The organism is Sunxiuqinia elliptica (genome assembly GCF_900113005.1).
In the GTDB taxonomy this organism is placed as follows: domain Bacteria; phylum Bacteroidota; class Bacteroidia; order Bacteroidales; family Prolixibacteraceae; genus Sunxiuqinia; species Sunxiuqinia elliptica.
In genome coordinates this window covers 1-12037 of the sequence record NZ_FONW01000011.1, presented here as the reverse complement: position 1 = coordinate 12037, position 12037 = coordinate 1, and the positions used below count along the sequence as shown (strand labels likewise).

11 protein-coding genes are annotated in these 12037 nt (G+C 42.2%); 3 read left to right on the top strand and 8 right to left on the bottom strand.

Going from position 1 to position 12037, the window contains the following annotated elements; all coding sequences use genetic code 11:
• Window positions 1–22 precede the first annotated feature (22 nt).
• From BM156_RS16580 to BM156_RS16570, 3 genes are all read right to left on the bottom strand, one after another.
• On the bottom strand, window positions 23–1345 hold the full coding sequence (locus BM156_RS16580) for an ABC transporter permease (protein ID WP_093921024.1): 1323 nt from the start codon (window positions 1343–1345) through the stop codon (window positions 23–25).
• A gap of 4 nt (window positions 1346–1349) precedes the next feature.
• Window positions 1350–2276, bottom strand: coding sequence for an ABC transporter ATP-binding protein (locus BM156_RS16575; protein ID WP_093921023.1), 927 nt, complete (start codon window positions 2274–2276; stop codon window positions 1350–1352).
• Between the two features lie 277 nt (window positions 2277–2553).
• Window positions 2554–3123, bottom strand: a complete 570-nt coding sequence (locus BM156_RS16570; RefSeq protein WP_093921022.1) for a DUF502 domain-containing protein — start codon at window positions 3121–3123, stop codon at window positions 2554–2556.
• 284 nt (window positions 3124–3407) lie between these two features.
• Here BM156_RS16570 and hydE point away from each other — a divergent pair, with 284 nt between their 5' ends.
• Window positions 3408–4499: a [FeFe] hydrogenase H-cluster radical SAM maturase HydE gene (hydE, locus tag BM156_RS16565; RefSeq protein ID WP_093921021.1), complete on the top strand. Its 1092-nt coding sequence runs from the start codon at window positions 3408–3410 to the stop codon at window positions 4497–4499.
• 32 nt (window positions 4500–4531) lie between these two features.
• Here the strand turns inward: hydE and BM156_RS16560 are convergent, their stop codons facing one another.
• Window positions 4532–5041 carry a methylated-DNA--[protein]-cysteine S-methyltransferase gene (locus BM156_RS16560; protein ID WP_212733542.1) on the bottom strand — a complete coding sequence of 170 codons (510 nt, stop codon included), beginning with the start codon at window positions 5039–5041 and terminating at the stop codon, window positions 4532–4534.
• A 53-nt stretch (window positions 5042–5094) separates the two neighbouring features.
• Window positions 5095–6402, bottom strand: a complete 1308-nt coding sequence (locus BM156_RS16555) for a serine hydrolase domain-containing protein (RefSeq protein ID WP_170846991.1) — start codon at window positions 6400–6402, stop codon at window positions 5095–5097.
• A 238-nt stretch (window positions 6403–6640) separates the two neighbouring features.
• Between BM156_RS16555 and BM156_RS16550 the strand changes: the two genes are divergently transcribed.
• Together BM156_RS16550 and BM156_RS16545 are read left to right on the top strand one after the other, a co-directional pair.
• Entirely contained in the window at window positions 6641–7849 is a 1209-nt protein-coding gene (locus BM156_RS16550) for a purple acid phosphatase family protein (RefSeq protein WP_093921018.1), read from the top strand.
• Window positions 7850–8149: 300 nt separating this feature from the next.
• A complete protein-coding gene (locus BM156_RS16545; RefSeq protein WP_093921017.1) occupies window positions 8150–8602 on the top strand; it encodes an OsmC family protein in 453 nt (150 codons plus the stop codon).
• Window positions 8603–8734: 132 nt separating this feature from the next.
• Here the strand turns inward: BM156_RS16545 and BM156_RS16540 are convergent, their stop codons facing one another.
• The 3 genes from BM156_RS16540 to BM156_RS16530 all read right to left on the bottom strand — a co-directional run bounded on the left by BM156_RS16540 (window position 8735) and on the right by BM156_RS16530 (window position 11887).
• Window positions 8735–10006 carry a hypothetical protein gene (locus BM156_RS16540; protein WP_139218317.1) on the bottom strand — a complete coding sequence of 424 codons (1272 nt, stop codon included), beginning with the start codon at window positions 10004–10006 and terminating at the stop codon, window positions 8735–8737.
• Window positions 10007–10220: 214 nt separating this feature from the next.
• Window positions 10221–10982 (bottom strand): cyclase family protein, encoded by a 762-nt coding sequence (locus BM156_RS16535; protein WP_093921015.1) that lies wholly within the window; start codon window positions 10980–10982, stop codon window positions 10221–10223.
• A gap of 161 nt (window positions 10983–11143) precedes the next feature.
• Window positions 11144–11887: a GIY-YIG nuclease family protein gene (locus tag BM156_RS16530; protein ID WP_093921014.1), complete on the bottom strand. Its 744-nt coding sequence runs from the start codon at window positions 11885–11887 to the stop codon at window positions 11144–11146.
• Between the last annotated feature and the right edge of the window lie 150 nt (window positions 11888–12037).

Genomic DNA, 12037 nt, shown 5'->3' with positions numbered 1-12037 from the left:
AATCATACAACTTTATCTGATTTTAATTGCGATAAAAAAGCCATTTAACGATTTCTTTAAAATTAACTTTCTTTCCATACATCAGAATACCAGTTCGGTAGATTTTACCGGCAACCCAAATAGTCCCATAAATCGAAGCGACTAAAATTCCCATGGATAAGAGCAATTCCCACATCGGAAGCCCGTAAGGAACACGAACCATCATGATTACCGGAGAGGTAAATGGGAACATGGAAGCCCAAAATGCCAGCGAACCTTCGGGGTTTTTTACAACTGGAAATAAAATGATGATTGAGAAGATCAGTGGAATGGTAACCGGAAGCATCAGTTGTTGGGCTTCTTCTTCGTGGTCAACGGCGGCACCAACGGCACCCATCAACGAGGAGTACATCAGGAATCCACCGAGGAAATAAAACAAGAAGGAGCCTAGTATTAATGGGATGTTAAGGTTGCCAACGAGTTCAATGGCATTCAAAACAGCATTCTGTTCAATTTGAGGTGCTTGTCCCATCATGCCCTGCGACTGTTGAATCATTTCGGCCTGATCGGGCGTCAGAAAAAACTGGAGCCCTGTTGCAATGAGGAAAATCAGAACAACCCAGAAGACCAGTTGGGTCAGGCCAACCAAGCCAATCCCTACAATTTTCCCAAACATCAGTTGGGTTGGTTTTACTGATGAGATGATCACTTCCACAATTCGGCTTGACTTTTCTTCCATCACGCCGCGCATAACCATCGCACCATAGATAAAGACAAACATGTAGATGATAAAGCCAGCAGCATAACCAACTCCCATTGCCAGCTCGGTTGAACTCTTTACGGCTTCTCCTGTTTGCCCAATTTTAATGGTTTCCAGTTGAATGTTGGTACGTGTGGAAGCCAGCTTTTGCTCAAGATCAGGAATCCCGGATTCCTCAATAACAACAGCCTTCTTATCTTTTTCGATGATGTCTTCCAGCTTGTTTCCAATCATATTTTTAACATCAAAAGTGACTTGCTTGCCGGAAAGCAAGCGTGCTTTGTTGGAAGTTAAAATATCTTCGGGAACGTGCAGAACAGCATAAAACCTGCTGGTACTAATATCTTGTTCGATCACTTGAAACTCAGCTTTGTCAATAAAATTGAAATGAGTGAATTCCGTATCGGTTAATCGACTTTCGAAAAGGTCGGAGGCATCGTAAACACCGATGGTTCGCTGTTCCTCATCGTCTTGCATAGCCAACCAAGCGGGTAAAACGGTAAAGCCGGCAAACAGAAACGGAACCAAAAGGGTCAGGATAATGAATGATTTTTTTCGTACCCGGGTTAAGTACTCTCTTTTTAAGATTAACAGTGACTTGTTCATGGGCTTATTTTTTAGGGTTGGCTTGTTCAACGACTTGAATAAATACTTCATTCATGGATGGAATCACTTCGCGGAATGAACGGATTTCCATTTTTTCGATCAGGTTTTTGATCAGCTCATTGGAAGGCATTTGATGTTCCATTTGAAATTTAACTCGTTGAATACTTCCCTGAAGTTCGTATTCAATCAGCTTAAATCCATTTCGGCTAAAATGATGGGTTACATCGTGCTGAGCCGTGGTTTCTACCTCAAAAATATCGTTTTTGTATTGCTCTTTGATGGTGTCAATGGGACCATCCAATATTTTCTTCGACCGGTTAATCAAGGCAATGTGGTCACAAACCTCTTCAACCGAAGCCATGTTGTGGGTTGAAAAAATGATGGTTGCCCCATTTTCTTTCAACTGAAGAATTTCGTTTTTCAACAGATTGGCGTTGATGGGATCAAAGCCACTGAAGGGTTCGTCAAAAATCAACAATTTCGGTTGGTGAACAACGGTGGTCACAAACTGAATCTTTTGCTGCATTCCTTTAGACAACTCTTCAATTTTTTTATTCCACCAAGGTTGAATCTCAAACTTTTCAAACCAATGCTTTAGCCCTTTTAGCGCATCATGACGACTCATTCCTTTTAATTGGGCCAGGTATAAAGCCTGCTCGCCAACCTTCATTTTTTTGTACAGGCCGCGTTCTTCGGGGAGGTAACCAATTTGATGAATATCCTCTGGTTTCAAGCGTCTGCCAAATAACTGAATCTCGCCTTGGTCGGGGGCTGTTATTTGGTTAATAATTCGGATCAGTGTTGTTTTTCCGGCTCCATTTGGCCCGAGTAGTCCAAAAATGCTTTGCTCTTTAACAGCAAGACTAACCTCGTCCAAGGCCCGATGTCCGGCGTAATCCTTGACAACATTGGTCGCTTTGATAAGTTCCATGAATTGAGTTTTTGATTTTTGAAATTAGGAGTTGCACTGGTGAATGCAATTTTTATGATTCATAACGCCTACGAAATTAAAAAAAATGAGAGTTTATCGGGGATTTTTTCGGTGAACCATCGATTTTTAACTGTCAAAGTGTGTTGAAGGTTATACGATTTAAAAATCAAACTCAGCGATTCAATTGAATAGCCAAGGACATCATGATTTATTCGATATCGGTTCGGTCGCTGATTCGTGGGAGTTTGGAAGATCTTGGAATCAGTCTACAAACAACTTAGTTGACTCTGGTGACGCCGCCCGAAACAACAAATTTCATCGCTTCGGAAGGCGGCATATCGAGCGGTTGAACAGCGTTGGAGTCCACCATAAACAGTTCGCCCGAGAAGTTATAGGAATGTGGAAAGTAAACCGCAACGAGCCCTTCCATTCCAATCTCTGTCATGCTTTTTTGCGTGATGAAGCCAATCTTCCACAAGTTATTTTCCTTGTTGATTTTGACCAGAACCGGCTGATTGAATTTTTTCTCTTTCCCGACAAAAGCGGAGAAGAGATCAACCAACGAACTGTATACCACTTTTAACAGCGGGGCTTTTTTCAGTAAACGCTCACCAAGCGCTTTAATTGGGCTTGCTACAATAAATTGTCCGATAAACCCCAGAACAGTTAAAAGCAGGAAAATAATGACCAAGCCTAGTCCCGGAATGTTGTAGCCAAACCAATCATCGAGCTGATTGCGCAAAAGCCCATCAATAAAGTCAAAAATCAAGAAGACAATGTAAGCCGTGATGGCAATGGGAGCAACAAGCACCAGGCCTTGCATGAAATAGGTCAATAATCGTTTCATCGTATAAATTTTTGATCTAAATAGCGATTGCTGTTCGCTGCTTTTAGGCAGGAAAGGTACAAAAAAGTCTTTATTTCAATGGATTCGTTTTGTTCGATTTAGAGAGGGGAAAAGTAGTGATTATTGTGTTTGTCTTGAGACTTATGTGAATCTTAGTGTTCTGATCTGTAGTCGATTTTGTGCCGTATGAATTTTAGTGTGGAAGAAATATCAGGCGTTTGTATTATTCTTTGTAGCCTTTTCCCATATAGTGTTTGAACGTGCAAAATAATTATCTTCGTAAGGTGAAAAAAATAAAGGAAATACTGGCTCAAACGGAATTCTCAAAAGCGGATTTAGTTTGTCTGTTGCAGGCAGAAAGGGAGGAGCGTCAGTTACTTTTTGAAGCGGCACAGGCTCGCAAGGTAGCAACGGTTGGGAAAAAGGTTTTCTTTCGCGGCTTGGTCGAGTTCTCCAATATTTGTGCGAAGGATTGCCTGTATTGCGGTATTCGAAAGAGCAATGAGAAGGTGCTGCGTTATGAAGCTACCGATGATGAAATTCTGGGAGCTTGCCGTTTTGCCTGGGAAAATCGTTTTGGCTCAGTGGTTCTTCAGTCGGGAGAGCTCTCGTCGCCAGCTTTTGTGAAGCGGGTTGACCGCTTGCTGCAAGCCATCAAGAAAATGTCGAATAAGGAGTTGGGCATTACGCTTTCCTGTGGCGAACAAACCAAAGAAACATACCAACGTTGGTTCGAAAGTGGGGCACATCGTTATTTGTTGCGCATTGAAAGTTCGACTCCAGACCTGTATCATAAAATTCATCCCCAAAATGACCTGCATGCCTATGAAAAGCGGCAGGATTGCTTGAAGTTATTGAAAGAGTGTGGCTACCAAGTGGGAACAGGAGTGATGATTGGACTGCCATTTCAAACCGATGAAGATTTGGCAGAAGATTTATTGTTTTTGAAAAAGCTGGATGTGGATATGGTGGGGATGGGCCCCTATATTGAGCACGAAGATACTCCCTTATACGCCTATCGGTCTCAGCTAAAAACGAAGCAAGAACGTTTTGATTTGGCCTTGAAGATGGTGGCCAGCCTGCGATTGCTCATGCCAGACATAAATATTGCAGCGGCAACGGCTTTGCAAGCCATTGATCCTGTTGGGCGGGAAAAAGCTCTGAAGATTGGTGCCAACGTGATTATGCCGAATTTAACGCCTTGTGATTTCCGGAAAGAGTATCAATTGTATGAGGACAAGCCTTGTTTGGATGAAGATGCTGCCTTGTGTCGCAATTGCCTGGAAGCACGTATTGAACTGGCCGGAAGTGAGATTGGCTATGGCGAATGGGGCGACTCCAAGCATTTCTATCGTCGGCAAGAAGTCACAAAGTAAGTTTCTTGAAGTTCCTCTGGTTATTCGTTGTTTTAAAACAGACGTCCGGGGATGGAACGGAATTCCATTTCATGGCGGAGTAGCCATTTCTTGCGCCACAATCCTCCGGCATAACCAACCAATTTGTTGTTAGCGCCTACAACCCGGTGGCAGGGAATAACAATTGGAAGTGGATTTTTGGAATTGGCTCCACCAACAGCCCGAACCAGGTTTTTATCGCCCAGGCTAATGGCCAGTTCCGAATAGCTTGTTTGGGTTCCGTAATCAATTTGTTTGAGCTGCTTCCAAACCTTTTGTTGAAAGTCGGTGCCATGCGGGCGAAGCGGTAGCTGAAACTGCTGCAACCTTCCGGCAAAATAATCATCGAACTGCTCTTCAATTTGTTCTTTTAAAACCGGATCAAAATGTTCGGTATTCGTTTCATGTTCAACAAAGTGAATCTGGTTGATATAACCTTCAGAGCAATCGAACTGAAGCAAGCCGATAGGAGAGATGTAGGTAAATGATTCCATCAGAGCAATTCGTGTTTTTTGTGTTAACATTCCGTTAACGTAAAATTAACAGTTAAGGTTCAGGAAAAACGGTTAAATTCTGATTAATCTTCGATTGCTCCATAGATAATTGCGGTGAGCCGATCATAGAAATTCCCATGGCGGAAAGGCCTTACCTGAGTCATTCCTACAAAAAGTAAATCTTCCTTTGGATCAATAAAAAACTGGGTGCTAAAGTAGCCACCCCAATAATAGGTTCCAGGCGAATGGGCATCCAGTCCGGCAGCTTCTTCTGTCAATAAGCCAAAACCGAGGCTCATGGTTTTTCCGGGTGTTGTACTGTAGCCTTTTTTCTCCTGATTTAAGCCAGCCAGTTGATCAGAGGTCATCAGCTCAATGGTTTTGCGTCCCAAAATTCGCTGTCCATTCAGGCTTCCACCATTCAGCAGCGCTTGCAAAAACCGGGCATAGTCCATAGCCGACGACGTTAATCCGCCGCCACCAGCAAAATGCCTGTTGTTCCGATGCTTGGGGTAATCAATGGTGTAAACCACGGGATCGGTTTGCAGCATAACGGTGCCCGAGTCTGTTTGAGAATAAATTGGAACGAGTCGTTGTTGCTTCTCCTTTGGAAGGTAAAAGTAGGTGTCCTTCATGTTTAGGGGAGCAAAAATGTGCTCGTTAAAATAATTTTCCAGCGTTTGCCCACTTGCCACTTCAACAACCCGGCCCAGCACATCCATATTCAGCCCATAGTTATAACGGCTGCCGGGCTGAAAGAGCAAAGGTGCCTTGGCCAGCGTATTGATAAACTGTTCGGTGGTCCAGTTGGGATGGGAAAGCCCCACGGCATGAAGCTCCAACTTTTCATAGATCGCCCGAATGGGACCCGTCATAAAGTCGCCGTAAACAATCCCGGATGTGTGGGTGAGCAGATGCCGAATGGTGATGGCACGCTCAGCAGGAATAGTGGTAAACGTTGAATCCTGGGGATTGAATGAATCCAAAACACCGGTTGATGCATAAGCCGGAAGGTAATCCGAGAGTGGATCATCCAAGCGCAATAAGCCTTTTTCGTATAGCTGCATAATAGCCACGGTGGTGACCGCTTTGGTCATCGATGCGATGCGAAACAGGTCGTCTTTTTGATAGGCTTCCCAAAAGTTGAGCGAGTGATATCCAAAGCTTTTATGATAGGCTATTTTTCCGTGCCGGGCTACTAAAAATACGCCTCCCGGAAGTCGTTGATCAGTCATATAACGGCTAACCAAGCTGTCAATCTGCGATAGATGCTGTTCATCAAATCCCGCTTCTTGAGGCGTTGATTCCTGAAATTTGCTAGTTGGAACCTCTTGACAAGAGGCCAGTAGCAGAATGAATAACAGGGGTAAGTAGTTTGTTGAGGTATACATGTAAAAAGAGTTAATAGCGATGTTCAATATACAAAACATCATGGAGCCAGTAAAATAACAGTAGCATTTTTCTGTTTGACTGTTGTTTCGCGAAGGTGGATTTGCTTGAATGGATAACTACTATCCTTTGTTTTAACTATTACGCTAACAAGATCGTGATAGCCTTTTTCAACAAATATTTTAGGGGCAGCGGATGGTTTTTTATATTCGTTGATTAATCACTACTTAATTAAAACTGATGAATATTAAATCGAAACACTACTTACTACCGTTTTTTTTATTGCTGTTAGTTGCTCAAGTATCCTTTGGATTGGAGCGTTCCACTAATACAGAGCAGGCAAATTCTACAGCACAGCTTGAGGCTGAGTCCATTTTTCGAACCAAGCCTTTCTTGCAAAATCCCATTGGCGGAGGAATAACAATATCGTGGTTCACCAAGGTGCCAACGCATGGCTGGGTGGAATTTGGAACGGATGAAAACTTGGGGACGAAAGCTGAAACCCGGATTGCCGGGCAGGTGGTTGCCAATGTAAAACAGCATCAGGTTCGGCTCGACGGACTTCAGCCGGGGCAATCTTATTATTACCGGGTTTGTTCGAGGGAAGTCTTGGTTTATGGAGCGTATAAAAAGGAGTTTGGCGAAGTGGCATACAGCGATGTCTATGAGTTTACGCTGCCCGACACAAAAAGCGCTGATTTCACCGCAATCATTTTTAACGATTTGCACCAGAAGCGGGAAACCCTGCAGCAATTAATGACTCAGCTAGAGGGGGTGAACTATGATTTTGTTATCTACAATGGCGATTGCATTGACGACCCAAGCAGCGAAGACCAGGCGCTTAGCTTTTTGAGCTATTCGAATGAGCAGGTGAAAGCCGAAGAGAAGCCGGTGTTTTACATCCGCGGAAATCATGAGATAAGAGGAGCCTATTCGGTTGAGCTGAACCAGCTTTTTGATTATGTAGGCGGAAAAACTTATGGTGCCTTTAATTGGGGCAATACCCGTTTTGTCTTGCTGGATTGTGGAGAGGATAAGCCTGATTCGCATCCGGTTTATTATGGCTTGAACAGTTTTGAGCAATTGCGAAACGACCAGCTGGATTTTCTCCGCGATGAAACCAAAAGCAAGGCTTTCAAAAAAGCAGCTAAGCGGGTGTTGATTCACCACATTCCCTTGTATGGCATGGATGAAAAATATTACCTTCCCTGTGCTGATCTGTGGGGCGAAACCTTAAACAAAGGCCGGGTTGCCGTTGCCATTAACGGGCACACCCACAGCTATGCCTACCACGAAGCAGGAAGTCTGGGCAATAATTACCCCGTGGTGATTGGAGGGGGCTATAGTGCCAACAATGCCACCGTGATGATTCTGGAAAAAGTCGATCAATCCTTACACCTAAAAGCGATTGGTTACGACGGAACTGTATTGGGCGATTATCATTTTTAAGAGGCGAGCGGATCCAGATTTATCCGGAGACAAGTACGTCTTGCACGAGAGCAGGGACGAATTTTCAAATTTGCTATTTAAGTTGTATTATTGCAGGCTATTAATCGCACAGCGCAAAAAGAAATAATGAATTTATCATTTTCCATCATCAACATGACAACGATGTGTTGCTGTATGTTTTTCAAACATGTGGAGGGTGATGCTGTGCTTCTATAATTCTAGAATACTTAAATATAAGAATAGGTTTCAGCCCTTCACAGTTTTGTGAAGGGCTTTTTTTTTACTATAAATTCAAAAATAATGGCAGATTTAAATTTTAAAATTGAAGGTGAAGCTCAAACAGGAGCGAGATTTGTTGCCGGTGCACGGCAGTTTTCGATTGTAATTGATGAACCCCCGGCGCTTGGAGGAGATGACCTTGGAGCAAACCCCGTTGAATACCTCCTGGCCAGCTATGCAGGATGTATCAATGTTGTTGCCCATCTTGCAGCCAAAGAATTGGGAATTCATGTTGAGAAATTGGGAATTGAGGTAAGTGGTAACCTGAATCCGGAACGTTTGTTGGGGCAAGCAGATGCCGAGCGGGCAGGATTTAAACAAATTGATGTCAAATTTTCGCCCATTACGGATGCCGATCCCGAACAAGTAAGCCAATGGATTGAGCGAATCAAAGATCGTTGTCCAATTAATGATAACCTCGCCAATATTACTCCTTTGACCTTTAGTTTGGTTTCAGAGGAAGTAAGTGTTTAAATACTTGCCATGAAGCGGTCTAAAAAGTCCCTTGAGTACGAAAAACCGTCATTGCGAGTGAAACGAAGCAATCTGTTATTCAAAAGATTGCTTCAGTCGTTCCTCCTTCGCAATGACGAAGAATGATACTTTTCAGACCGCTTCATGCTTGTTTGCTGTTTGCCTCCCTGTAGCTTGCTGCAGGCCCAGGTAACAAGCCAGGCGATCGGCGCAAGCTCCTTGTTTTTTATTCGCTTTAATCATCCACGAATAATTTAGTTGGAACAATCCACCACATCCGGCTTGGTTAAAAAGAGCTCTTAATTGCTGATGATCTTTAATATCGGATGTAATAAACGTGTTGAGACGATCAATCCCCAAATAAGCTTTATCAAGTTTGGCTAAACCAGCTAGTTTCTGAAGTTTTTTCCCTTCGGGTGTTCCGTTGTTGGTTACAAAAAGGAAGGTACGAACCACTAGTTTATCACCAATGATATCGGCTTGCAGGTATCCCAGGCGTATGTTGCCCTCATTCATTGGGAACAGCAAGCTGTTGGGTTTACCTGCCGGGAGAGGTGCTTGTAAAAGAGACGTGATAATATACAAATAGCTTAAATGAACGAAAGTTTTTCCGAGCCGTTCTTCCATACGCACGATGACATGCTTTTGAATAAACACTTTTAATGGAAGCTTTTGCATCATTCCTTGCAGCCCCAGTTGTTCGGGAGTGAGTGTAAAAGGGATAAATGCTTGCTTCGCATTTAGACATACCCGGAAAATGGTGCGCCGGTGCCCGTCAATTTCCAGCAATTCTGTTTCGGTCTTTTTCTGCTCTACAATATAATTATTGAAGAAAGGAGATAGGTCGAAGGGGGGACGATTCTCTTTTAGCTTTTCCTTAGCAAAACGAATTGTACTGCTTGTGAAGTCAGAAAATAGCCAGCTAAGTAACTCTAAGCGGCGTTCAACCATACAAAGCATTTTTAAACGTTGCTCATTGAATTCGTCTTTCTCGAAAATTGGAAAACAGGCATGAAACCTCTCTCCAATATCGGGTTCTTCGTTTACCACATTATCCCAAAAAAGAAACAGGGTCTCGGCATAAATCGAAAAATCGTATAGGTTTATTCGTATCTGTTGACTGTTTAACTCGACCCAAGTGTGCTGTAGTAATTGGGTTAAGTTGTCATTCAGCATCTGCAAGGCTGCTTTTGATGCCCGCTTACCTTCGGCTGGGTTAATAACCTTAAAAGGGCGAATGCGGGTGCAATAAATCATCAGACGTCTTTTTTTGTCAAGCAAATCAAAGGCTGAATCATCCCCCAAGATAGCCATGGTATGTTTCAGCTTTTTAAAAAACTCGTTTTGGCGGTGGCGTAGCTCGTGCTTATTCTGAATACCCTTTTTTTTCTTTTTACGTTTCATAAGCAGTGGTTGAAGGTTGATTAAATAAAGCAGCCAGTCCTCTTTTTGTTTTAACAAAAAAGATATTAAAAAATATTATTGAATGCAATACATGTGATGTTTCATGCTCAACGGATGACTCACAGGCACCCGTTGAGTGGCTGCCTTTATTGTTCCCTTTTTTTGAGAACGCCTTGTGTTGATGGTTTAAAGGCTTGCTAAGCCACAGGCAGGATTATTCAATCATCGCAACAACTCTTGCCGGGGCAGCGGAAGCACCAACTATTTTCAAGGGAAAAACAGCCAGTTTAAATCCTTGGTAAGGAAGTTGATCCAAGTTAACCAGTTGCTCCATGTGGCAATATTCTTTGTTGGCACCCACCAAATGAGCTTCCCAAAAAAAGTTTGGATCGTTGGTTTCTTTGGCTTTTTGAATCATGTAAGGCAAGGGTAAATCCCAGCCCCATGCGTCAATGCCCATCACTTTTATGCCTTGGTCGATAAGCCACTCGGTAGCTTGGGCACTCATGCCTGTTCCGGTTTTATGGAAATCTTTGGTTCCGTTCAGCTTGTCTCTTCCGGTTTTAATAAGAACAATCATTCCCGCTTTTAACTGCAGGTCATTGGTTTCCAGAAAAGCTTGAATGTCTTCCACCGTAATTGGATCAAAGTCGGCTTTGTGCTTCATGTCAATCACAAGGCCATCGCCATAGCACCATTCCAGAGGAATCTCGTCAATGGTTTTGGCTTTCTCTCCTTTAACAGTCGGGGAGTAATGCCAGGGGGCATCGATATGAGTGGTCGAATGAACGCCCATTTTTTGAATGGTATCGTCAGCCCAACCGATAAACCCTTTGGGAAATAGTCGCAAAGGAAGTCCCAACATTCGAAGCAACCACTTGGCTTTTTGATGTGGCTTATGCTTTATTTTTACTTTCATAAACCACGGATCAGACTCGTTGTACTGAATCGGCTTGGATAAATCAATAATTTTCATGTTTAGGGGGTATTTGGGAGGGAATGGTTCTGCTATATGAAGTGTCGGTTTGTATGTAGTATATTCGCCTCCTTGTTTTTACCTCATTTCGCACGGGAGCTTAATTTCTTAATCTCGGCAAAGATTGGGCTATTTTATGATGGCTTGTCGTACTTTTTTATTCAATTTGCATTGTATCCAAATTTTCGACTCAATAAAGTTTCTTTCCACCAACTTTCTCTTTCAGTTATTGTTTTGTCGTCTGTCGTTGATTTAAATATGTCTAAAATGGAATATCTAAAATTGTTTTTTATATGCTCAAATTCTAATTTCTTAAGCTCTTTATTACCTCCATTTCCTGTTATTGCATATGATTTCCATCGATTTAATATCATTTCATCTCCATAAGCAGAACCCACGTACATTTTTCCATTTGAGGTGTCTGTTATTAAGTAAACCCCTTTTTGATTTCTTAACGCTGTTTTCCAAGTGTCTTTTGTAATAACTCTTGAAAGTTCACTCCAAGAAATATTCACTTTGTCATAACCAGGGAAAATGTCATTATCAAAAACATCTGGTAGAATTTGTGCAATTTCACAATCATCAATTACTGACTCTGCTTTACGTACCATATTTTGAGATTTGTTCTTGAATCTAACAATTATTCTTCCAAAATATTTTTCGTATTCTGTTAATGTCTCATATTCGTAACCAACTGCCTCTTGGATGTTCAAGTCTTTGGTGATTTTCCCGATGTGAATTAATAACCAAAGGTTTTCATTGCTTCTTATGCGAATAAATCCAACTGTAATTTGTCCGTCTTTGTATGATTTTTTTTTTGCGTAATTCCAATAATGTCCACATAGAATAGTGTCCATTTCGTTATTTTTAAACATTTCAATTGGATTCCAATTTCCGCCAAACATTATATTGAATCTAATTTTTACGTTGCTCAGATTATCTAATTTTAGGATATCGTTTTGTAGCCTTACCTCTTTTGTAGCCTTACCTCTTTTCAGACAGCTCTAAATTAGACATTTCTTTTAAATGTTTATCTGGTTTTGTATTAGGGTATC